Genomic DNA, 23,244 nt, shown 5'->3' with positions numbered 1-23,244 from the left:
ATTCCGCGTTGGAACACGTTTCAACCACCACACTGATTATTACGCTGGTCGTGATGATTCTGGTCTCGGCTTACTTTTCCGGCTCCGAGACCGGCATGATGACCCTTAACCGTTACCGGCTGCGTCATAAAGCCAAAAACGGCAACCGCAGTGCCCGTCGCGTGGAGAAATTACTGCGACGCCCAGACCGTTTGATAAGCCTGGTGCTGATCGGCAACAACCTGGTCAATATTCTCGCCTCGGCGCTGGCGACCATCGTTGGGATGCGCCTGTATGGTAATGCAGGCGTCGCCATTGCCACCGGCATACTGACGTTTGCGGTGTTGATTTTCGCGGAAGTCCTGCCAAAAACCATTGCCGCGCTTTATCCGGAAAAGGTTGCCTATCCCAGCAGCCTGCTGCTTGGCCCGTTGCAGATCATTATGATGCCGCTGGTATGGCTGCTAAATACCATTACACGCCTGCTGATGCGTATGATCGGCATCAAATCGGACGGTTCAATCAGTTCAGCGCTGAATAAAGATGAGCTGCGCACCATCGTGTATGAATCCCGTTCGCTCATGTCGCGCCGTCACCAGGAGATGCTGCTATCGGTGCTGGATCTGGAAAAGGTGAGCGTGGATGACATCATGGTGCCGCGTAATGAAATCGTCGGCATCAATATCAACGATGAGTGGAAATCCATTGAACGCCAGGTGTCCCATTCTCCTCATGGCCGGATCGTATTATATCGTGACTCGCTGGACGACGCCGTGGCCATGCTGCGCGTACGCGAAGCGTGGCGCATGATGACAGAGAAAAAAGAGTTCACTAAAGAGAACCTGCTGCGCGCTGCTGATGAAATTTACTACGTGCCGGAAGGCACGCCGCTTAACGTGCAGCTGGTTAAATTTCAGCGCAACAAGAAGAAAGTTGGGCTGGTGGTGGACGAGTATGGCGATATCAAGGGACTGGTTACCATCGAAGATATTCTGGAAGAGATTGTCGGTGATTTTACGACCTCCATGTCTCCTTCACTGGCTGAAGAAGTGATGCCGCAGAGCGATGGTTCAGTGCTGATTGAAGGTACGGCTAACGTGCGGGAAATCAATAAAGCATTTAACTGGCACTTACCTCAGGAAGAGGCGCGTACGGTTAACGGCATGCTGCTGGAAGAACTGGAAGAGATCCCGCAGGCAGGCACGCGTATCCAGATAAATAACTATGATATCGATATTCTTGATGTGCAGGACAATATGGTGAAGCAGATAAGGGTAACGCCCCAACAGCCGCTGCAATCCAGTATTGGCTCCTGATTCGCCGCCAATAAAAAGGGCCGCAAACGCGGCCCTTTTTTATGCTTTACGCTTAGTGGATTTCCAGTTCTTTCAGCTTATCCTGCGGCAGCGCCAGCTCATCATTGTGGTTAACACGTACGTCATGCTCAATGATGTGACGGGCAATATCTTTGGCCTCATCCAGCGAGTGCATCTGATAGGTCCCGCACTGATATTCGTTCAGTTCCGGGATTTGGTTCTGGTCATTGACCTTCAGCACATCATTCATCGCCGCTTTCCATGAATCAGCAACGCGCTGCTCGGAAGGCGTACCGATCAGGCTCATATAAAAGCCGGTGCGGCATCCCATCGGAGAGATATCAATAATTTCTACGCCGTCGCCATTCAGGTGGTTACGCATAAAGCCTGCGAACAGATGCTCAAGCGTGTGGATACCGCGTTCCGGCATAACTTCTTTATTGGGCACGCAGAAACGCAGATCAAATACCGTGATGGTATCGCCATGAGGCGTATTCATGGTTTTGGCGACGCGTACTGCCGGCGCGGCCATACGGGTATGATCAACGGTAAAACTGTCCAGTAATGGCATATCGTTACCTCAGCTAAAAATTTTTTTGTGAACGATGAAACTTTTCTGTTCGCCGTGCGTCTGAATAAGTGAAAGACGCGCATTTGTTATCATCATCCCTGACAACAGAGATGTTAGTTTGGCCACAGTGATTGTGGCCATTTTCTTTTCTATCCTTTCTTGCTCGCCAAAAACTCAGCGAAACTCAGGGTATCTGCCGCTTCCAGCTCCTGCTGCGCATAACGCGAGCGTATCGCTTCCTGAGTGAAATCTTCCCCGGTTAATACCTGCAACGGCTCTTCCGTCAGCATCTGACGATACTGCTCGGCCAGCGCCAGCCCGGTTCCGCTGATGCCGTTATCCAGCATCGTCTGTAAGATGCGCGCAGAATAGGTTAACTCAGGATCGTCAAAAGAGGCGACCAGGCGATCGCACACCTGCTGGTAATCAGGCGATCCCGACTGACTATCGAGAACTTCCGCTACACGTTTCAGGTCGGCAAACAGCGCTTTGCCCACCATCGTTAACGGCTGACGGGTATCTTCACAGCCTATGCCGATGGTCTGACCCGGCTTACGACCTTCAAGGATAACGCGATTCCAGTTTTGCCGCGTGCATTGCAGTTCAGCGCTGCTCATTTCCGGCGCGTCTGCCAGCGTACACCAGATCAGGAACAGATCGAGGAAGCGCACCTGCGTTTCATCTACACCAACCGGTGAGAAAGGGTTAATATCCAGCGAACGCACTTCAATATATTCAATGCCACCGCGCGCCAGCGCATCAGACGGCGCCTCGCCAGAACGCGTAACGCGTTTGGGACGAATAGGCGCATAGAGTTCGTTCTCTATCTGCAGCACGTTGGTATTAAGCTGTAACCAGCGCCCTTCTTCATCTTTTACGCCTATACGGGCATATTCTTCAGAAGGGGTTTTAATCGCCTTTTTCAACGCCTCGACATAGCCGTTCAGGGTATTAAACGTAATGCCCAGATTGCTCTGCGATTTATTGGTATACCCCAAATCGCTTAAGCGCAGCGAGGTAGCATAGGGTAACCAGAGCATACCGCGCTCGTTGCGCTCAAAAGGCAGGCTGCTCTCTTTCCCCTGCAGGAAAGTAGAACAAACCGCAGGCGAAGCGCCAAACAGATAGGGAATAACCCAGCCAAAGCGATAGTAGTTACGGATCAAGCGTAAATAGCCGGCAGAGATGGCATCTTTGCCGCTTTCCATATCTTTAACGCCAGCCCACGCCTGCCAGAAAGAGAGCGGCAGCGAGAAGTTGTAATGCACGCCGGAAATAGTCTGCATCAACGCGCCGTAGCGATTTTTCAGACCTTCGCGATAGAGCGTTTTCATGCGTCCAATGTTCGAGCTGCCATATTGCGCCAGCTGGATAGCATCGCTGTTTTCAATCACGCAGGGCATACTGAAAGGCCACATACGCTCTTCGCCTAACTCGCGGGCAACATGACGATGTATATCGCGTAAAAACGCCAGCAGATGATCGATATCGCGATCGACGGGTGTAATAAACTCAAGCAGTGATTCAGCGAAATCAGTGGTAATCCATTTATGGGTCAACGCTGCGCCAAGATCCGCCGGATGGCCGGTGGTCGCGAGTTTACCGTCTGGCCTGACACGTAGCGTTTCACGCTCAATGCCTCGACCAATACCTTTCAGGGCGTCAGGATGTGCTTCCAGCCAGGAAAGCGCCTGTGATACGTCCGGGATCAAAGTGACCTCCCGCTCAGAGAATAATTTATTTTTGTTTAGCATAATGTTTACCGTAGCCCCGATTCTGAAGGAATCAATGCCACCACGCCATGCCCTGTAAAGTTGCGGTCGCGACCACTACGTAACGCAGAGTCTTGCCAATAGCCAAAAACAGCACTACCGGGAGCCATGAGAAACGCAACCAGCCAGCCAGTACACACAGCAGATCGCCAATCAGCGGTAACCAACTGAATAACAGCGCTGCAGGACCAAGCCGACGCAACCACGCCATTGCTGTGTTATGCCATCGCCCCTGCTTTGGCGGCAGTAAGCGACCAATAACAACGTTTGTTAATCCGCCGAGCGTGTTCCCCACGGCTGCGACACAAATCAGACCTAATGCCGGCGAATTCCCTGCCAGTAGTAACGTAACCAGCAGCACCTCAGAGCTCCCCGGTAGCAGCGTGGCGCTCAAAAAACTGCTGGCAAATAACGAACCGTAACTCAGAATGTCATTCACAATAAGCGAACATCTACCGCAGCCATACCAGCGGCTTGCGCTGCCTGCAGGCCAAAGTCGGCATCCTCAAACACCACGCATTTTTCAGCATCCACGCCCATTAACGCAGCGCAACGCAGAAAAGTGTCGGGTTCAGGTTTATGGCGCGTTACATCATCAGCACCAACGATAACGTCAAAATAATGACGCAGATGCAGATGCTGCAACAAAGCATCGGCCATTGCATGTTCACTGCCGGTCCCCACCGCCATAGGTTTACGCCCGTGATAAGCTTTCACCACATCGATAAGCGGCAAAGCACGAACGCTGTCAAAAAGCATGGTTTTCACGGCGGCTGTTTTTTCAGCAGCCAGCTGGAAAGGATCCAGATCGGCCTGATGGCTGGCAATGATAAATTCCGCCACGCGCCATGTTGGTGAGCCATTCAGCCCAATCATCGCCTGTTCATCAAACGACAAACCATAACGCGTCAGCACCCGATCCCAGGCCTGACGATGAGTCGTTTCGGTATCGAGGAGTGTACCGTCCATATCAAAAATCAGACCATCATAGCGATCGTACATATCCTCTCCCGGCTGTGAATAAATGCCCCTTTACTTTAACGTAAAGTATGCGGGTTGTCGCCGGTAGCAATGAACAGCAAATGCTTTGAATCTATTGGGAAATTTAGGAATCAGAAAAAGGTCAGAGAGTTCAGGAACCTGAATGAGGTCGTACAGGGGTCGCTAAAGAAGATAATGAGAAAACGCAACAGGAAAATTTGGAAGGTAACGCGAGAAAGTAAAAAGTAATGCGAGAGAATAAAGGGTAATGCAAGAGTGTGAAGAGTAGTACCAGAGAATAAACAGAGGAGTAAATCTGAAGATGGTGCATCCGGGAGGATTCGAACCTCCGACCGCTCGGTTCGTAGCCGAGTACTCTATCCAGCTGAGCTACGGATGCATCGGAAAAACAGGGGGAACTGCAACTGACCTGAGGAAATACTAAAGAAGACGTTAACGCTTCAGAGAAAATGGTGCATCCGGGAGGATTCGAACCTCCGACCGCTCGGTTCGTAGCCGAGTACTCTATCCAGCTGAGCTACGGATGCATTACAAATTCTTGTATAACACAGGGTGCTGACAACTCACCGTGACACAGGCTGCTAACACTGTATCGTTTTACTTCCTGGAGATGGTGCATCCGGGAGGATTCGAACCTCCGACCGCTCGGTTCGTAGCCGAGTACTCTATCCAGCTGAGCTACGGATGCATCATTAAATGGCGGTGAGAGAGGGATTCGAACCCTCGATGCAGCTTTTGACCGCATACTCCCTTAGCAGGGGAGCGCCTTCAGCCTCTCGGCCATCTCACCTTACGCGTTCTTGCGAACTGTGCTGCTGAACTTTGTTTCCGCTCATCGGCACTGCGTGGCGCACATATTACTTTCCCGCACTTATAAGTCAAACAATTTTTCCCAACAAATGTTTGTTTGCACAAAAGCCACGCAATCCGCATATTTTGCCGACAAAAAGAGTGAATTATCAACAGCGAAACAGGGGGCAGTTCACAATCAGGGGAAAACAACAGAGAAAAAAACAGGGCGGGAAAAACATTGCGCCTCGCGGTAATGAGAGCGAGGCGCGGGATTCGGTATAGCTTTTACTGTGGTTGGCTCTTTTCAGCCTGGATACGCTGATAGATTTCTTCACGGTGTACTGAAACTTCTTTTGGCGCATTCACACCAATACGAACCTGATTACCTTTCACTCCCAGTACCGTTACCGTCACCTCATCGCCAATCATGAGGGTTTCACCAACTCGACGAGTTAGAATAAGCATTCTTTGCTCCTTGAAAGATTAAAAGAGTCGGGCCTGTCGGGTCCCCGGCATTATCCATCATATAGCGCTAAACGTAGATGATGACAAATACATCAACGCATCTTGTCACGCTAATACATTCTGCTGATAGTTAGTTTAGCCGAAATCATTACCCGCAACCTGACTTTGTTATTACAGAGTACGGTTTGCATTAAAAAGCGCCAGCGGAGGCTATCCACGGCGCTTTCCGCACTGCTTTTTTATCCCTTACAGTTTAGCAGACACCCATGACTCAACGCTGGCCAGCGCAGCAGGCAGCGCCTGTGCATCCGTACCACCCGCCTGCGCCATATCCGGGCGTCCACCGCCTTTACCGCCAACCTGCTGCGCCACCGCGCCAATCAGCTCACCCGCTTTAACACGGTCGGTAAGATCTTTTGTTACGCCGGCAATCAGAGAAACCTTTCCGTCTGCTACCGTCGCCAGGACGATCACTGCCGAGCCCAGCTGATTTTTTAACTCATCAACCATGGTCCGCAACAGTTTAGGATCGACATTGCTCAGTTCATTAACCAATAGTTTTATACCGTTGATATCTTTGGATTTGCTGCTCAGCGAAGCGCTTTCCTGAGCCGCCTGCTGATCTTTTAACTGCTGCAACTCTTTTTCCAGCGCGCGCGTGTGATCGATCATAGCACGCACTTTTTCATTCAGATTGCTGCTGTTGGCTTTAACCAGCTGCGCGATATCGTGCAATTGTTCAGCCTGCGCGTTGACCTGCGCCAGCGCTGCTTCGCCCGTTATCGCCTCGATACGACGAATACCTGCGGCCGTGCCTGATTCAGAGGTAATGCGGAACAGGCCGATATCCCCCGTGCGGCTGGCGTGCGTGCCGCCACACAGTTCGGTCGAGAAGTCGCCCATCGACAGTACGCGCACGCGCGCATCATATTTCTCGCCAAACAGCGCCATTGCGCCGTTCGCTTTGGCCTCTTCGAGATCCATGATATGGGTCTCAACCGGCAGGTTACGACGGATCTGCGCGTTAACGATATCCTCAACCTCACGGATCTCCTGCGGCTTCATCGCCTCGGCGTGCGAGAAATCGAATCGCAGATATTTATCGTTTACCAGCGAGCCTTTCTGAGCGACATGCGTTCCCAGAACCTGACGCAGCGCAGCATGCAACAGATGCGTGGCTGAGTGGTTCAGGCGAATGCGCGCACGACGCGCCTCGTCAACCTGAGCATCCAGTCGATCGCCAATGCGCAGGTGACCAGAGAGCAGCTTGCCTGTGTGACCAATAGCCTGACCATATTTCTGTGTATCGCTTACGTTAAACTCAGCGTTAAGCCCTTTCAGCACGCCGGTATCGCCTACCTGCCCGCCTGATTCGCCATAAAACGGCGTCTCATCGAGTACAATCACCCCTTCTTCTCCGGCGGTGATTTCATCTGCCGGCTGGCCGTTAACATAGATGGCAGTTATAGCCGCTTTTAACGCAAGGTTGTCGTAACCCCTGAAAGATGAAGCTGAATCGATGCTGATAACATTGCTGTAGTCAGCGCCAAAACCGCTGGCTTCACGCGCGCGCTGACGCTGACGCTCCATTGCCTGCTCAAAGCCTTCTTCATCAATTTTCAGATTACGCTCACGGCACACATCAGCCGTCAGGTCTGCCGGGAAGCCGAAGGTATCATACAGGCGGAAAACAGTTTCGCCATCCAGCGTATCGCCCTGCAGATTCGCCAGTTCTTCATCCAGCAGCGCCAGACCACGCTCCAGCGTTTTAGCAAACTGCTCTTCTTCAGTTTTAAGAATCTGCTCTACCTGCGTCTGCTGGCGTTGCAGATCTTCACCGGCACTGCCCATCACTTCAATCAGCGGGCCAACCAGTTTATAGAAGAAGCTGCCTTTAGCGCCCAGCATGTTGCCATGACGCACCGCACGACGAATGATACGACGCAGCACATAGCCACGGTTCTCATTTGAAGGGATAACGCCATCGGCAATCAGGAAAGCACAGGAACGAATATGGTCAGCAATAACCCGTAGCGATTTATTGCTGAGGTCGGTACTGCCTGTGACCTCTGCCACAGAAGCAATAAGCTTCTGGAACAGATCGATTTCATAGTTAGAGTTAACGTGCTGCAGCACCGCAGAAATACGCTCCAGACCCATGCCGGTATCAACAGAAGGTTTAGGCAGCGGCAGCATCGTACCGTCAGGCTGACGGTTAAACTGCATAAAGACGATATTCCAGATCTCGATATAGCGATCGCCATCTTCTTCCGGGCTGCCCGGCGGGCCGCCATAGATATGGTCGCCATGATCGTAGAAAATTTCGCTGCACGGGCCGCATGGTCCGGTATCGCCCATCTGCCAGAAATTATCTGAAGCGTAAGCGCCGCCTTTATTATCACCGATACGGATAATGCGCTCAGCGGGCACGCCAATTTCATTGGCCCAAATGTCCCAGGCTTCATCATCGGTTTCGTACACGGTCACCCACAGGCGCTCTTTTGGCAGGTTAAACCACTGCGCTGACGTCAGCAGCTCCCATGCAAAAGCAATCGCTTCTTTCTTGAAATAATCGCCGAAGCTGAAATTACCCAGCATTTCAAAGAAAGTATGGTGACGCGCGGTATAGCCAACGTTTTCCAGGTCATTATGTTTACCACCGGCACGCACGCAGCGCTGCGAAGTGGTGGCACGCGAGTAGCTGCGCTTGTCTTGTCCAAGGAAAACGTCTTTAAACTGGTTCATCCCGGCGTTAGTAAACAATAACGTCGGATCGTTATGGGGTACGAGGGAGCTGCTGGCAACAACCTGGTGTCCCTTACTATGGAAAAAATCGAGAAACGTTTGACGGATCTCAGCAGTACTCTTGCTCATAAATATCCTGGAATACGCTAACGAAGGTTCTTCCCTTGGCACCGGGCGGGCGTTCCACACGGCTGCGTGAAGAGTTACCAACAAAAAGTGGGAATAAGATAAATTTTCTTCCGAGGGAAGTAAAATCCCATCGCGGTTCAATCATCATTATTTCGATAAATCGACTGGATATCTTCCATGAAAAACCCTTTCGCCTGCAGATAACGCAGCACTTTGGATTTTTGTTTCCATTCCTGCGGCAACGGCAGGCCAAATTTACGTTCGGCCGCGTCTAAAGCCTGAGCGCCCCAATCGATCTCTGCCTCGCTCAGGGCGGTTTCCGCCAGTTCGCGTCCTATTCCCTTTTGCGCCAGCTCCATGCGGATACGCTGCGGGCCATAGCCCTTACGGCTGCGGCTGATGACAAAACGTTGGGCAAAACGGACATCGTCCAGCCAGCTATGCTCATAGCACCAGGCGATAACCTTTTCCATCAGCTCTTCCGGAATATCCTCAGCCGGTTCATCATGGCGCATCGCGGCACGCGCAGCTGACTGCGCCATCTTACGACGGAACTCGGCTTCGCTATGATCGCGCATGGCAAGAATACGCGTAGCACGATCCAACAGGCGTGCAAAAGTGACCGGAGTTGCGGGCTTGTCAGTCATTACGCTTCCGTCAGGTTGGTAGGTTGAGATAAGCAGTAAAAAGCGAGGGTAGCGAGAATTGCGGCAGGATACAAAGTATTAGAACAAAAAAACCCCGGGCAGCCAGGCTGACCGGGGTGAGGAATTAGAAGTCTTCGTTAGTTTCGCTAGCGGTATCTTCGTAATTCTCCGCCGGGACGGCCGCTTTACCTTCCTCAACAGGATTGTTCAGCAGCATATCACGCAGTTTCTGCTCGATTTCATTAGCCACAGCGCTGTTTTCTTTCAGGTAGTTGCTGGCATTCGCTTTACCCTGGCCGATTTTATCGCCATTGTAGCTATACCAGGCACCCGCCTTCTCGATCAGCTTGTGCTTCACGCCAAGATCCACCAGCTCGCCGTAGATGTTAATCCCTTCACCGTACATGATCTGGAATTCAGCCTGTTTAAACGGCGCGGCAATCTTGTTTTTAACCACTTTGACACGGGTCTCACTGCCGACGACGTTATCGCCCTCTTTGATCGCGCCAATACGGCGAATATCAAGACGCACAGAGGCGTAGAACTTCAGCGCGTTACCACCGGTCGTGGTTTCCGGGTTACCGAACATAACACCGATTTTCATACGGATCTGGTTGATAAAGATCAGCAGCGTATTGGACTGCTTCAGGTTACCGGCCAGCTTACGCATCGCCTGGCTCATCATACGTGCGGCGAGACCCATGTGTGAGTCACCGATTTCACCTTCGATTTCCGCTTTCGGCGTCAGCGCCGCAACGGAGTCGACGATGATAACGTCTACCGCACCGGAACGCGCCAGCGCATCACAGATTTCCAGCGCTTGTTCACCGGTATCCGGCTGAGAACAGAGCAGGTTATCAATATCAACGCCCAGCTTTTTCGCGTAAACCGGATCCAGCGCATGTTCGGCGTCGATAAAGGCACAGGTTTTGCCCTTACGTTGAGCGGCGGCGATGACCTGTAGCGTCAGCGTGGTTTTACCGGACGATTCCGGACCGTAAATTTCAACCATACGGCCCATTGGCAGGCCGCCAGCACCAAGGGCGATATCAAGCGAAAGCGAACCGGTCGAGATGGTTTCCACATCCATTGAGCGGTCTTCACCCAGGCGCATGATGGAGCCTTTACCAAATTGCTTCTCAATTTGGCCCAGCGCTGCTGCCAGAGCCTTTTGCTTGTTTTCGTCAATAGCCATTTTTACTCCTAATCATGCCGGGGTAAAGCACGCCACGGTTGTGTGCAGTGCTCTCGTTCATTGGATGGTAATTATACTGTATAATCATACAGTATCAAGTCAAATTTTTGAGAAAATCATCATGTAAAATCTGCAGCGCCGTCGCTACCGCTTGCCGCCGCACAGCCTCTCGATCACCCTGAAATACAAAGCGTTTTTGCACCGTTTCGCCTGCTGCTGTGGCAAAGCCGAACCAGACGGTGCCGACCGGTTTTTCCGTGGTGCCGCCGTCCGGTCCGGCAATGCCGCTAACGGCAATGGCGAAGTCCGCTCTGGCCTCTTTTAACGCGCCAGCGGCCATCTCTTTTACCACCTGTTCGCTGACTGCGCCCCACTGCTGCAAACTCTGTTCAGATACGCCAATCATCTGCTGCTTGGCATCATTACTGTAGGTGATAAAAGCGCGTTCAAACCAGGCGGAGCTACCGGCAATATCGGTCAAAACTTTAGCAATCCAGCCGCCGGTGCAAGATTCGGCGGTGGTAACCTTTGCCTGGTGCTGCAGCAGCAGCTTTCCGTTAATGGCGCTTAACGCTTTCAGTTGTTCGTCACTCATTTTCTCATCCCTGGATGCTCTGCCCAACGTTAACAACAAAGCGCGCGCAAGGCGTCACCTTTTTGCCGTTTCGTCCGGACAGCATGGTTATTTTGCGAGGCAGGTTCCTGCTTTATATGCGGGCGACGAACTGACTTAGCAAGGTTACCAGTCAACATATTAGCACCACAGGAAATTGCCATTGAGATTCAGTATGGATGCTATTTCAGCGTTCGTTACACAGGATGAAACGACAGGATGGATAAATCACGCCATATTTTTCAGAAAAGAGCGTTAAGTAAAGACGATAATTGAGATCGCGGTTGGATTATCGTGCTACTTGCTGTGACACGCACACATAAAAATGATTAATTTAAAACACCGTTTCAATTGTCGTCTGCGGAGAACAATATGCAAAATCAGCCTGCTTTTTCCGGCGTTTGGTGCCCCTCGGTAACCCCATTTACGGCAGATAACCATTTAGATCTGAATGCACTGGCGCAGCATTTTGCGCGTCTGGACGCATCCGGCATTGATACGCTATTGCTGATGGGTAGCATCGGCGAGTTTGTTTCACTGACGCAAGCAGAGCGTAAATTATTAATACGTGAATCCCGCAGCATGTCCCGGCTCAGCATGGTGGCTAATATTTCCAGCAGCTGTAACAGCGACATGCTGGAGTTAGCGCATCTTGCCTGGGAGAGCGGCTTTGATGCCGTAATGGTGCTGCCGCCCTGGTATTACGGGCAAACCCGACAACAGCTGTTAGCTTACTATCGACAGCTCGATCGTGAGCTGGAAGGCAAATGGTTCGCCTATAACTTTCCGGCACGTACCGGTTGCGATCTTGATGCGATGCTGGTGGCGGAACTGGCGGCAGAGCTGCCCAATTTCATCGGCATCAAAGACACCACAGATTGCCTGTCACATAACCGTTCATTAATAGAAGAAACCAAAAAGGTGCGCAGCGATTTTGCCGTGCTCTCCGGCTATGATGAATATCTGTTGCCTAACCTGCTGGCTGGCGGCGCAGGCGTGATTAGCGGGTTAAATAATCTGGTGCCGGCGATGTTTGCCGAAGCGATGCAAAGCTGGCGGGATGGAGATTTGGCTGCGCTCACGCAGTTTCAGCAACGCATTGGTAAACTGATGGCAATTTATACGGTGGGCGATGACTTTGTGACCACGATTAAAACGGCAGTGGCACGTAAATATGGCTACATGACGCCGCGCTCGCGTAATAGCGGCGGAACCCTGAGCGAGGCGCAGTGCGACGCCATCGATCTGCTGTTCAGCTAAACAGAAAGGCAGCAGCAAAGCCAATGCTTAGCTGCTTTGCCTGACGTTGCAGGAAACTCAGTTCTTTTTAACGAACTCAGATTTCAGTTTCATCGGACCAAAGCCCTCGATCTTACAATCGATGTTATGATCCCCTTCCACCAGACGGATCCCTTTAACTTTGGTACCGATCTTTAGCGCAGAAGAGCTGCCTTTAACCTTCAGATCTTTGATGACCGTCACGCTGTCGCCATCTGCCAGCAGAGTACCGTTGGCATCACGCACAACCAGCCCCTGATCCTGTGGCGCTCCCGTTTCCTGCTGCGACCAGATGTGACCACATTCAGGACAGTTCAGCGTGTCGCCATCCTGCCAGGTATATTCAGAATGGCATTCAGGACAAGAAGGTAAAGTCTGCATTACAACCTCAAAAAGTTACGACCCAGCGGGTTATGAAAAAGGCGCTCATTCTATAACCTTAATTTTGCTGTGGGTAGCGTTATTCACTCTGCCCTTTTGACCTGGCACAAGCTTCTTATACTTTGCGAGCCGAGCCGAAGAAGTGGGTAGCGGTAGATAATAACCCTCCCTTTCTGACGTTACGCCTGCTAACGTCGGGTAGCGCTTTTGATACTTTAGCGATAGGATCCGCCTGAATCCCCAGACCGCCGCTGAGACCAACAGGAACATGCAAGTTGAGTGACATGACCGTGAAAGGATCGACAGATATGGATATTGGTAACCACACCCCGATGATGCAGCAGTACCTTCGTCTGAAGGCACAGCATCCCGACATCCTGCTGTTTTATCGCATGGGTGATTTCTATGAACTGTTTTATGACGATGCCAAACGCGCCTCTCAACTGCTGGATATCTCCCTGACCAGGCGCGGCGCCTCCGCTGGCGAGCCGATCCCCATGGCGGGCGTGCCTTATCATGCTGTGGAAAACTACCTGGCCCGGCTGGTACAGCTGGGCGAGTCGGTAGCGATTTGCGAACAGATTGGCGATCCGGCGCAGAGCAAAGGCCCGGTCGAGCGCAAAGTCGTGCGCATCGTCACGCCGGGTACAATTAGCGATGAAGCCCTGCTTAACGAGCGCCAGGACAATTTACTGGCGGCTATCTGGCAGGACGCGCGCGGTTTCGGCTATGCCACACTGGATATCAGTTCGGGCCGTTTTCTGCTGAGCGAACCGGCAGACCGCGAAGCGATGGCCGCTGAGCTGCAGCGCACTAACCCGGCCGAGCTGCTCTATCCGGAAGATTTTGCCGCGATGGATTTGATTGAAAATCGTCGCGGTATGCGCCGTCGTCCGCTCTGGGAATATGAACTGGATACCGCGCGTCAGCAGCTTAACCTGCAATTCGGTACGCGCGATCTTACCGGCTTCGGCGTTGAAAATGCGCATGTCGCCCTGCGTGCCGCCGGCTGCCTGCTGCAATATGTCAAAGATACGCAGCGCACCTCACTGCCCCATATTCGCTCGTTAACGATGGAGCGCCAGCAGGACAGCATCATCATGGATGCTGCTACGCGCCGTAACCTGGAAATTACCCAGAATCTGGCGGGCGGCGTTGATAATACGCTGGCCGCCGTGCTGGATAAAACGGTCACGCCGATGGGCAGCCGCATGCTGAAACGCTGGCTGCATACGCCGGTAAGAGACAGCCGCGTGATCGCGCAACGTCAGGAAAGCATTGCTGCTCTGCAGGATCTCAGTGGCGAACTGCAGCCGATCCTGCGTCAGGTTGGCGATTTAGAACGCATCCTGGCGCGTCTGGCGCTGCGCACTGCGCGCCCGCGCGATTTGGCGCGTATGCGTCACGCGTTTCAGCAGTTACCGGAGCTGAACGCTCTGTTAGCCGATGTGGATGCCGGACATCTTCCCACGCTGCGTCAGCAGATGGGGGAATTTAGCGAACTGCGTGAGCTGCTGGAACGTGCCGTTATCGAAACGCCACCGGTGCTGGTGCGTGACGGCGGCGTAATCGCGCCGGGTTATAACGCCGAGCTGGATGAGTGGCGCGCGCTGGCTGATGGCGCGACCGACTACCTTGATCGTCTTGAAATCCGCGAACGTGAAAAGTTAGGGCTGGATACGTTAAAGGTAGGCTTCAATGCGGTACATGGTTATTACATCCAGGTTAGCCGTGGGCAGAGCCATCTGGTGCCAATCCATTATGTGCGCCGCCAGACGCTGAAAAATGCTGAACGTTACATTATTCCAGAGCTGAAAGAGTATGAAGATAAAGTACTTACCTCTAAAGGTAAGGCGCTGGCGCTGGAAAAGGCACTGTATGAGGAGCTTTTCGACCTGCTGCTACCGCACCTGGATGCGTTGCTGCAAAGCGCCGCTGCGCTGGCCGAACTTGATGTCTTAACCAATCTGGCTGAACGCGCCTGGACGCTGAACTATACGCGTCCGACATTAAGCGATAAGCCCGGCATCAAGCTTTCCGGCGGTCGTCACCCCGTGGTTGAACAGGTGCTGAAAGAACCCTTTATTGCCAATCCGCTTTCGCTTTCACCGCAGCGCCGCATGCTGGTGATTACCGGTCCGAACATGGGCGGTAAAAGTACCTACATGCGTCAAACGGCGCTGATAGTGTTGATGGCCTGTATTGGCAGTTTTGTTCCGGCAGAGCAGGCGACTATCGGTCCGGTCGATCGCATCTTTACGCGCGTCGGCGCGGCGGACGATCTCGCCTCAGGCCGTTCAACCTTTATGGTGGAGATGACCGAAACGGCGAATATTCTGCATAACGCCACAGAACACAGCCTGGTGTTGATGGATGAAATTGGTCGCGGAACCTCAACCTATGACGGTCTTTCTCTTGCCTGGGCCTGTGCTGAAAGCCTTGCCAGTCGTATTAAGGCAATGACGCTGTTCGCTACCCACTATTTTGAGCTGACTACCCTGGCGGAAAAAATGGAGGGCGTGGCCAATGTCCACCTGGATGCCGTGGAGCATGGCGATACCATCGCGTTTATGCACAGCGTACAGGAAGGCGCGGCCAGTAAAAGCTATGGTCTGGCGGTTGCTGCGCTGGCAGGCGTCCCCAAAGAAGTCATTAAGCGCGCCCGGCAAAAGCTGAAAGAGCTGGAGGCGTTATCGGGCACGGCTGCGGCAACAAAGGCTGATGGCCCACAACTGCCGCTGCTGGTCGAAGAAACGTCGCCTGCGGTTGAAGCACTGGAAGCGCTGGATCCCGATACCCTTTCGCCGCGTCAGGCACTGGAATGGATTTATCGGCTTAAATCATTGCTGTAAACCTTCCTGCATTCAGCGGCGGTCGCGGAATGCAGGCAATAAAAAAGCGGTGGTCTGAGACCACCGCTTTCGCATTACCTTATTGCAGGAACATTGTTACTCGCGGAACAGAGCTTCAATGCTCAGGCCCTGCGCCTGCAGAATTTCACGCAGACGACGCAGACCTTCAACCTGAATCTGACGTACACGCTCGCGGGTTAAACCGATTTCACGGCCTACATCCTCAAGCGTTGCCGCTTCGTAGCCCAGCAGGCCGAAACGACGTGCCAATACTTCACGCTGCTTGGCATTCAGCTCAAACAACCACTTAACGATGCTCTGTTTCATGTCATCGTCCTGCGTGGTGTCTTCCGGACCGTTATCTTTCTCATCGGCCAGGATATCCAGCAGCGCTTTCTCAGAATCTCCGCCTAATGGCGTATCAACTGAGGTAATGCGTTCGTTGAGACGTAACATACGGCTTACGTCATCAACTGGTTTATCCAGCTGCTCGGCGATCTCTTCCGCACTCGGCTCATGATCCAGCTTGTGCGATAGTTCACGCGCGGTGCGCAGATAAACGTTCAACTCCTTGACGATGTGAATCGGCAGACGAATTGTACGGGTTTGGTTCATAATTGCCCGTTCAATCGTTTGACGAATCCACCAGGTGGCGTACGTTGAGAAACGGAACCCACGCTCCGGGTCAAACTTCTCAACAGCACGAATCAAGCCCAGGTTACCTTCTTCAATCAGGTCCAATAGCGCCAGACCACGATTGCTGTAACGACGAGCAATCTTTACCACCAGTCGTAAGTTACTTTCGATCATGCGACGACGAGAAGGAATGTCGCCTTTCAGTGCGCGGCGAGCAAAAAATACTTCTTCCTCTGCCGTTAAAAGCGGCGAATAACCAATCTCACCGAGGTAAAGCTGCGTCGCATCTAAAACACGTTGCGTCGCACCCTGTGACAACAACTCTTCTTCAGCTAGTTCATTATCACCAGGTTCATTTTCAACAAGAGCCTTCTCGTCGAAAATCTCAGCTCCGTTCTCGTCGAATTCCGCATCTTCATGTAACTCATTAACTTTCAGCGTATTCTGGCTCATAAGCGGCTCCTACCCGTGATCCCTGGGCAGAACTTCAAGGCTCTGCCCGTTTATCGCTGCGGTAAATAACGCAACGGGTTTACGGATTTCCCCTTGTAACGAATTTCAAAATGTAATCTAACTGAACTGGTTCCGGTGCTACCCATAGTAGCTATTTTCTGCCCCGCCTTAACTTCTTGTTGTTCCCGGACCAGCATAGTGTCGTTATGGGCGTAGGCACTCAGGTAATCATCGTTGTGTTTGATGATAATCAGATTACCGTAACCGCGCAGCGCATTACCTGCATACACTACACGACCGGATGCGGTGGCAACCACTGGCTGTCCTCGCGATCCTGCGATATCGATACCTTTATTGCCGCCTTCTGCAGCAGAAAAGTTATCGATAATCTTACCGTCGGTGGGCCAACGCCAACCAGCCACAGGGGTTGAACTGGACGTTGTACTGCTTACCGTCGGCGGTGCGGTAACCGGGGCTGTTGTCGTTGCAACAGTTGTGTTCCCCGCTGAAGGCAACATTTTGCCCCCACCTGATTTTCCTGAATCATCAGAATACGTAATAACCGGTTGCTGCGCAACTGTAGAAGATTTGATTTGTGTTGAGCCCGGCGTGGTCGGCACGCCCCCCTGCGTAGCGTCCGCGACCGTAATCGCATTGCCACCGGTAATCGGTGAACCTGAGCCGTTACCAACCTGCAAAGCCTGACCCACATTGAGGTTGTAAGGCGCAGCGATGTTATTGCGCTGGGCTAAATCGCGAAAATCATTGCCGGTAATCCAGGCAATATAGAACAACGTATCGCCTCGTTTAACGGTATATGTCTCACCGCTATAGCTACCTTTCGGAATATTCTCATAACTGCGCTTATAGACGATACGGCCATTCTGCGTCATTACATTAGCGTTGTTACTATTATTAGTACCAGACGAAAATACAGGTCTGGAAGATGACGCGCCGCTTAACATTCCGCCAGAGACTGTATTACCGCCCTGAGGCTGAGACTGACTGCCAACCGTGCTAATAGGAGCCTGAGCGTTATCATCAGAAGTACAACCCGTCAGCCAAAATCCAATTAATGAAACAGCCGCAAGGCGGCTCAAAGTAAAAAGTGGGCTTCCTGTGCTCATTTATCCCCCGTGATAACAAATCTGTGACGAGCCTTGAAACGACGAACGTAAGTGTTCACGTTCGCTATCCATTGCTGACGAATGGAATGGCTGATACTAACAACAACCCAATTCCCGTGCTATTAATCAGTTGTGAAGAAATGCGTAGCCTGGTGCCGGGCCGTCAGGCGAGATCGCCCTGCACCAGCGGCACAAACCGTACCGGCTCAATAACATCGACAATAAACTCACCGCCCTTACGTCGAATGCGTTTCAGCTGCTGTATTTCTTCCCCAACCGGCAAAACCATAATGCCGCCTTCATCAAGTTGAGCCAGCAGAGCCTCAGGGATTTCCGGCGGCGCAGCGGTGACAATTATGGCATCAAACGGCGCGCGTGCAGCCCAACCCAGCCAGCCATCGCCGTGGCGCGTCGAAACATTATGTAAATCAAGCTGTTTCAGGCGGCGCTTCGCCTGCCATTGCAGCCCTTTAATACGCTCAACGGAACAAACATGATCGACCAGATGGGCCAGAATCGCCGTTTGATAACCGGAGCCAGTACCGATCTCCAGCACACGTGAATCTGGCTTCAGCTCCAGCAAAGAGGTCATTTTCGCCACCATATAAGGTTGCGAAATGGTTTGCCCGGATCCAATGGGCAGTGACATGTTTTCCCATGCCTGATGTTCCAGCGCTTCATCAACAAAGCGCTCGCGTGGCACGTCGCCAATCGCTTTCAGTAAAAGCTCATCCTCAATGCCCTGCTGACGTAGCTGATCCAGCAAAGCCTCGATGCGTCTGCTTACCATAGCGACTCGACTCCGGCTTTGGTTAGCCAGCCCGCCACCACGTCCTGCGCCTGATGGGCGGTGAGATCGACATGCAGCGCCGTCACAGAGACATAGCCTTCGTCAACGGCGGCAAAATCGGTATCCGGGCCGGCGTCATGTTTATCGCCCGGCGGGCCGATCCAGTAAAGCGTATTACCTCGCGGATCTTCCTGTGGAATAACTTTATCGGCGGGATGACGGCTGCCGCAGCGAGTAACGCGAATACCTTTGATTTGATCCAACGGCAGATCGGGAACATTGATATTCAAAATGCGGCCGGTGCGCAGCGGCTCACGCTGCAATCCCTGCAAAATAGCGCAGGTGACCGCAGCGGCAGTTTCATAGTGATGCTGGCCATCCAGCGAGACCGCCAGCGCAGGGAGCCCTAAATGTCGCCCTTCCATCGCCGCCGCTACCGTGCCGGAATAGATCACGTCATCGCCGAGATTAGGCCCGGCATTAATGCCGGAAACCACAATATCGGGCTTTGGGCGCATCAGCGTATTGACGCCAAGGAATACACAGTCGGTGGGCGTCCCCATCTGCACGGCGATATCCCCATTGGGATAAGAAAAAGTACGTAACGGGGTTTCCAGCGTCAGCGAGTTGGAAGCGCCGCTGCGATTACGATCGGGCGCGACCACCTGCACCTCGGCGATTTCACGCAGGGCTTTTGCCAACGTTTGAATGCCTGGCGCATGGATCCCATCATCATTACTCAGCAATATCCGCATCGTTACCTTCCTGTTCGAAAAGTTCCCTGACTATGCTGGTGGCAAAACTGCCGGCTGGCAGCCAGAAACTGAGCTCCAGCGTGGCATCATCGCGCCAGTTCCAGTGCAGGTCGCGCGGAATAACCAACATCGCCCGGCGAGCGGCTTCTACCCGTTCCCGCTCAAGCAACTGGATAAACGCCAGGCTGTCGGCCAGACTTTGCTGCTCAAAAGCCAACGCGGCGTCACGGCTTCCCCACTCCCCGCTGCCGGGTAACGGCGCGGTGATGCGTAATTCATTATTATCAATCCGCATCTGCAGCTGCGGCAGCTCTTCTTCTGTCGCAACAAACCAGCTGCCGCGACCGGTCAACTGCAGCGCATCGCCCGTTATCGCCTGAGTCAGGCTGCCCTGTTGCGCCAGACGATCGCTGACCACCTGATTAAACATAACGCTGCGCGCAGCGGAAAGCAGAAAGCTGCGTTTACTCCGTTCACGCACGCGGATTTCATTGCTGGCCCAGCGTTTCGCCTGCTCCAGGTTGTTGCCCTGAAAACCAAAACGCTGTTGGCCGAAATAGTTAGGCGCGCCACCGTTCTGCACGCGCAGCAGCCTTTCCTCCAGCGCCGCGCGATCGCTGATCTGACGCAGCACCAGCCTGAAAGCATTGCCCGCCAGCGCGCCGGTACGTAATTTACGTTTATGGCGCGCCAGATGCAGGATCTCACAGCCTTCCAGGGTAAACGCGGAAAAATCTGGCGTCTCTTTGCCCGGCAGACGCAAACAGAGCGTTTGTTCAGTCACCGCATGGCGATCTTTCATACCGGCAAAGCTGACATCACGCGGATGAATACCCGCAAATTTTGCCAGCGCATCGGCGACAAAGCGCGTATTACAACCGGTTTTACGGATGCGCACCAGCAGATGCTCACCTTCGCCGTCAGCCTCGTAGCCGAGATCTTCAACCACCATGAAATCTTCCGGACTGGCCTTTAACTGCCCGCGGATCGCAGGCTTACCGTAAAGCCACTGCCATTCAGGTAAAGCCATTATGCCTCCGTCCGCGCGATCAGCGCCACGGCTTCGCAGGCAATGCCTTCGCCGCGTCCGGTAAAGCCAAGCTTTTCAGTGGTAGTCGCTTTGACATTAACATCATCCATATGGCAGCCGAGATCCTCGGCGATATTGATGCGCATTTGCGGCACATGCGGCAGCATTTTCGGTGCCTGTGCGATGATAGTGACATCGACATTAACCAGCCGGTAGCCTTTTGCCTGGATACGTTGCCAGGCTTCACGCAGCAGCCCACGGCTATCCGCGCCTTTAAATGCAGGATCGGTATCGGGAAAAAGTTTGCCGATATCCCCCATGGCAGCGGCTCCCAGCAATGCATCCGTCAGGGCATGCAGCGCCACATCGCCATCGGAATGGGCGATAAAGCCTTGCTCAAACGGAATCCGCACGCCGCCAATAATCAACGGGCCTTCGCCACCGAAAGCATGGACGTCAAAACCGTGACCAATACGCATTATGCGTACTCCTTGTTATGTCGTTGAGTAAGATAAAACGCCGCCAGCGCCAGATCTTCCGGGCGGGTGACTTTTATATTATCGCTGCGGCCAGCGATCAGTTCAGGATGATAACCACAATATTCCAGCGCCGAGGCCTCATCGGTAATGATGGCCCCTTCGTGCAGGGCGCGCTCCAGACACTGACGCAGTAACGCTAAAGGAAACAGCTGCGGCGTCAGCGCATGCCATAAGGCCTCCCGCTCAACCGTATGCGCGATGGCGTCTTTGCCCGGTTCGCTGCGTTTCATGGTATCGCATACCGGCGCGGCAAGAATGCCGCCAACGCGGCTGTGACGGCAAAGCGACAATAGACGGCTTAAATCCTCAGCGGCCAGACAGGGACGAGCCGCATCATGCACCAGCGCCCAGTCGGCCTGTTCAACCGCCTGCAGGCCCGCCAGCACCGAATCGGCGCGCTGTTTCCCACCGGTTACCGTATGAATACGGCTGTCATTAGCCAGCGGCAGCTGCTGAAAATAGTTATCGTCCGGACTAAGCACGACAATCACCCGGTTAATGGCCGGATGTGCCAGCAGGCTGGCGATGCTGTGCTCCAGAATGGTGGACTGACCGATGGTCAGGTACTGCTTAGGGCGCCCCGATTGCATACGGCTACCGATACCGGCAGCGGGCACCACGGCGATAATATCCGGCCAGGCGTCAGTTATAGTGGTCATTGCTATCGTTGTTGATTTGGCAAAGCCTGCTGCCCGTTACGTTTGTTTTGATCCGGCACCAGGCGATAGAAGGTCTCTCCGGGTTTAATCATTCCCAGCTCATTGCGCGCACGCTCCTCAATTGCTTCCAAACCGCCGTTTAGATCGTCGATTTCGGCAAACAGCTGATCGTTACGCGCTTTTAATTTGGCATTACTCGCCTGTTGTACCACTACGTCATCGCTGACGCGGGTGTAATCATGAATACCATTCTTGCCCAGCCACAGCGAATACTGTAGCCAAACAAGTAATGCAAGTAACAGCAGCGTCAGTTTTCCCATCCCCGCCCCCTGAAAAACGGCCCAATCATCCCATAACTTTTCACCGGACTCCACTCTACCGGTGAAATTGCGCCGCTTTCTGCACGGTGTGCCTGAAAATAGTGCTGCAGGTAAAGATTTGTAACGCGTGGTCGCGTTTGATCATCAGCGGCAGTAGATAAACCCGTCCCTTGCAGGGCTGCCGCTATTGCCTGTGGTGTCAGCGACAGCGTGCCTTACCAGCCGGTTAGCCAGGAAAAGAGCAGCCATAAAAGACAGGTTACGGTAACCAGCGTCAGCAGCAACGTCCAGATAAGGTGACCGCGCAGCAGCAGACTAAAGGTAATACCGATCAACACAGCCACCGGCAGCAGCGCCAGAAAGAAGGGCCAGGTATAAAGCAGGAAAAACAGCGTATTGGAACCATACAGCAGGAAAGGGATCGCCAGAGCGCACCAGTAAGAAACAAAACCGATTACGCCGCCGGGAAAGGACCAGGCACGGTCGTCCTGGTCACTGTGAGTTTTACGGGCCAGCAGGGGTGTAACATTATGCATAGGTATCCTGTTGTTGCGCATCACGGCCCGCTCTCTGGCCGTTTGCCGCTGCAATCTCAGGATTCGATAATATCGCGCCGACGCAGCAGATCTAACAGTTGTGCGGTTAATTTTGTTACCAATTGTTCGCCATCAAGATGGATTTCCGGCTGTTCCGGCGCCTCATAAACGGAGTCGATTCCGGTAAAGTTACGCAGCTCGCCTGCCCGTGCTTTTTTATACAACCCTTTGGGATCGCGCGCTTCGCAGATCGCCAGCGGCGTATCGACAAACACTTCGATAAACTCCCCTGTGCCCAGCATTTCACGCACCATCTGCCGTTCTGCACGGTGTGGTGAAATAAAGGCGGTCAGCACTACTAATCCGGCATCCACCATTAGCCTTGCCACTTCGCCCACACGACGGATGTTCTCCTTACGGTCGGCGTCGCTGAAGCCTAAATCACGGCAGAGGCCGTGCCGGACATTATCACCATCCAGCAGATACGTGCTGACGCCCAACTGATGCAGCGCCTGCTCCAGCGCCCCGGCGACCGTTGACTTTCCCGACCCCGAGAGGCCGGTAAACCAGAGCACCACACCCTGATGGCCATGCTGCCGCTGACGATCGGCACGCGTTACCGCGTGCGCGTGCCAGACTACATTCTCATCATGCGTCGCCAT

23 protein-coding genes and 4 tRNA genes are annotated in these 23,244 nt (G+C 53.1%); 3 read left to right on the top strand and 24 right to left on the bottom strand.

All coding sequences use genetic code 11. The features are described 5' to 3' along the window. Positions 1–8 precede the first annotated feature (8 nt). A complete protein-coding gene (locus tag B1H58_RS11645; protein ID WP_085070470.1) occupies positions 9–1,295 on the top strand; it encodes an HlyC/CorC family transporter in 1,287 nt (428 codons plus the stop codon). A gap of 52 nt (positions 1,296–1,347) precedes the next feature. Here the strand turns inward: B1H58_RS11645 and luxS are convergent, their stop codons facing one another. The 13 genes from luxS to pncC form a co-directional block, all read right to left on the bottom strand. Beyond that, positions 1,348–1,866 carry an S-ribosylhomocysteine lyase gene (gene luxS, locus B1H58_RS11640; RefSeq protein WP_085070468.1) on the bottom strand — a complete coding sequence of 173 codons (519 nt, stop codon included), beginning with the start codon at positions 1,864–1,866 and terminating at the stop codon, positions 1,348–1,350. A gap of 149 nt (positions 1,867–2,015) precedes the next feature. Then, positions 2,016–3,620, bottom strand: coding sequence for a glutamate--cysteine ligase (gshA, locus tag B1H58_RS11635; RefSeq protein ID WP_085070466.1), 1,605 nt, complete (start codon positions 3,618–3,620; stop codon positions 2,016–2,018). Positions 3,621–3,651: 31 nt separating this feature from the next. Beyond that, positions 3,652–4,077, bottom strand: coding sequence for a YqaA family protein (locus B1H58_RS11630; protein ID WP_085070464.1), 426 nt, complete (start codon positions 4,075–4,077; stop codon positions 3,652–3,654). Then, complete coding sequence (gene yqaB, locus B1H58_RS11625) at positions 4,074–4,640, bottom strand: fructose-1-phosphate/6-phosphogluconate phosphatase (protein ID WP_085070462.1); 567 nt, start codon at positions 4,638–4,640, stop codon at positions 4,074–4,076. Before yqaB ends, B1H58_RS11630 begins: the two co-directional genes overlap by 4 nt. 302 nt (positions 4,641–4,942) lie before the next feature. Then, a tRNA-Arg gene (locus tag B1H58_RS11620) sits at positions 4,943–5,019 on the bottom strand. 71 nt (positions 5,020–5,090) lie between these two features. Beyond that, positions 5,091–5,167, bottom strand: a tRNA-Arg gene (locus B1H58_RS11615). Positions 5,168–5,251: 84 nt separating this feature from the next. After that, positions 5,252–5,328: transfer RNA gene (locus B1H58_RS11610), tRNA-Arg, on the bottom strand. A 9-nt stretch (positions 5,329–5,337) separates the two neighbouring features. After that, positions 5,338–5,430 (bottom strand) — tRNA-Ser (locus B1H58_RS11605). 287 nt (positions 5,431–5,717) lie between these two features. Next, the gene (gene csrA, locus B1H58_RS11595; RefSeq protein WP_038624529.1) at positions 5,718–5,897 is read right to left on the bottom strand and encodes a carbon storage regulator CsrA; all 180 of its coding nucleotides are present in this window, start codon (positions 5,895–5,897) and stop codon (positions 5,718–5,720) included. 246 nt (positions 5,898–6,143) lie between these two features. Further along, on the bottom strand, positions 6,144–8,771 hold the full coding sequence (gene alaS, locus B1H58_RS11590) for an alanine--tRNA ligase (RefSeq protein WP_085070458.1): 2,628 nt from the start codon (positions 8,769–8,771) through the stop codon (positions 6,144–6,146). A 137-nt stretch (positions 8,772–8,908) separates the two neighbouring features. Next, positions 8,909–9,418: a regulatory protein RecX gene (locus B1H58_RS11585; RefSeq protein ID WP_085070456.1), complete on the bottom strand. Its 510-nt coding sequence runs from the start codon at positions 9,416–9,418 to the stop codon at positions 8,909–8,911. A 124-nt stretch (positions 9,419–9,542) separates the two neighbouring features. Next, complete coding sequence (recA, locus tag B1H58_RS11580; protein ID WP_085070454.1) at positions 9,543–10,613, bottom strand: recombinase RecA; 1,071 nt, start codon at positions 10,611–10,613, stop codon at positions 9,543–9,545. A 94-nt stretch (positions 10,614–10,707) separates the two neighbouring features. After that, positions 10,708–11,208: a nicotinamide-nucleotide amidase gene (gene pncC, locus B1H58_RS11575; protein WP_085070452.1), complete on the bottom strand. Its 501-nt coding sequence runs from the start codon at positions 11,206–11,208 to the stop codon at positions 10,708–10,710. Between the two features lie 390 nt (positions 11,209–11,598). Between pncC and B1H58_RS11570 the strand changes: the two genes are divergently transcribed. Continuing rightward, positions 11,599–12,486, top strand: a complete 888-nt coding sequence (locus B1H58_RS11570; protein WP_085070451.1) for a dihydrodipicolinate synthase family protein — start codon at positions 11,599–11,601, stop codon at positions 12,484–12,486. A 57-nt stretch (positions 12,487–12,543) separates the two neighbouring features. Here the strand turns inward: B1H58_RS11570 and B1H58_RS11565 are convergent, their stop codons facing one another. After that, complete coding sequence (locus B1H58_RS11565; protein WP_085070449.1) at positions 12,544–12,885, bottom strand: zinc ribbon domain-containing protein YjdM; 342 nt, start codon at positions 12,883–12,885, stop codon at positions 12,544–12,546. A 308-nt stretch (positions 12,886–13,193) separates the two neighbouring features. On the opposite strand from B1H58_RS11565, the gene mutS reads away from it, so the two are divergent. Beyond that, a complete protein-coding gene (gene mutS / locus B1H58_RS11560) occupies positions 13,194–15,737 on the top strand; it encodes a DNA mismatch repair protein MutS (protein WP_085070447.1) in 2,544 nt (847 codons plus the stop codon). A gap of 96 nt (positions 15,738–15,833) precedes the next feature. Here mutS and rpoS read toward each other — a convergent pair whose 3' ends face one another. From rpoS to cysC, 10 genes are all read right to left on the bottom strand, one after another. Then, the gene (gene rpoS, locus B1H58_RS11555) at positions 15,834–16,826 is read right to left on the bottom strand and encodes an RNA polymerase sigma factor RpoS (RefSeq protein ID WP_085070446.1); all 993 of its coding nucleotides are present in this window, start codon (positions 16,824–16,826) and stop codon (positions 15,834–15,836) included. 50 nt (positions 16,827–16,876) lie between these two features. After that, positions 16,877–17,953 (bottom strand): murein hydrolase activator NlpD, encoded by a 1,077-nt coding sequence (gene nlpD / locus B1H58_RS11550; RefSeq protein WP_085070444.1) that lies wholly within the window; start codon positions 17,951–17,953, stop codon positions 16,877–16,879. Between the two features lie 163 nt (positions 17,954–18,116). After that, positions 18,117–18,743 carry a protein-L-isoaspartate(D-aspartate) O-methyltransferase gene (locus tag B1H58_RS11545; protein WP_085070442.1) on the bottom strand — a complete coding sequence of 209 codons (627 nt, stop codon included), beginning with the start codon at positions 18,741–18,743 and terminating at the stop codon, positions 18,117–18,119. Further along, positions 18,737–19,498, bottom strand: coding sequence for a 5'/3'-nucleotidase SurE (gene surE / locus B1H58_RS11540; RefSeq protein ID WP_085070440.1), 762 nt, complete (start codon positions 19,496–19,498; stop codon positions 18,737–18,739). Before surE ends, B1H58_RS11545 begins: the two co-directional genes overlap by 7 nt. Next, positions 19,479–20,528, bottom strand: a complete 1,050-nt coding sequence (truD, locus tag B1H58_RS11535; RefSeq protein ID WP_085070438.1) for a tRNA pseudouridine(13) synthase TruD — start codon at positions 20,526–20,528, stop codon at positions 19,479–19,481. The genes surE and truD overlap by 20 nt, the downstream gene beginning before the upstream one ends. Then, on the bottom strand, positions 20,528–21,007 hold the full coding sequence (gene ispF / locus B1H58_RS11530) for a 2-C-methyl-D-erythritol 2,4-cyclodiphosphate synthase (RefSeq protein ID WP_085070436.1): 480 nt from the start codon (positions 21,005–21,007) through the stop codon (positions 20,528–20,530). The genes truD and ispF overlap by 1 nt, the downstream gene beginning before the upstream one ends. Then, complete coding sequence (gene ispD / locus B1H58_RS11525) at positions 21,007–21,726, bottom strand: 2-C-methyl-D-erythritol 4-phosphate cytidylyltransferase (protein WP_085070435.1); 720 nt, start codon at positions 21,724–21,726, stop codon at positions 21,007–21,009. The genes ispF and ispD overlap by 1 nt, the downstream gene beginning before the upstream one ends. Positions 21,727–21,728: 2 nt before the next feature. Then, positions 21,729–22,046, bottom strand: coding sequence for a cell division protein FtsB (gene ftsB, locus B1H58_RS11520; protein WP_085070433.1), 318 nt, complete (start codon positions 22,044–22,046; stop codon positions 21,729–21,731). A gap of 215 nt (positions 22,047–22,261) precedes the next feature. Further along, positions 22,262–22,582, bottom strand: coding sequence for a DUF3561 family protein (locus B1H58_RS11515; RefSeq protein ID WP_085070431.1), 321 nt, complete (start codon positions 22,580–22,582; stop codon positions 22,262–22,264). A 56-nt stretch (positions 22,583–22,638) separates the two neighbouring features. Further along, positions 22,639–23,244, bottom strand: a complete 606-nt coding sequence (cysC, locus tag B1H58_RS11510; RefSeq protein ID WP_085070429.1) for an adenylyl-sulfate kinase — start codon at positions 23,242–23,244, stop codon at positions 22,639–22,641.

The sequence above is a fragment of the Pantoea alhagi genome, assembly GCF_002101395.1.
Classification (GTDB): domain Bacteria; phylum Pseudomonadota; class Gammaproteobacteria; order Enterobacterales; family Enterobacteriaceae; genus Mixta; species Mixta alhagi.
The sequence above is the reverse complement of the archived record's forward strand: the minus strand, read 5'-3'. Positions and strand labels throughout refer to the sequence as shown.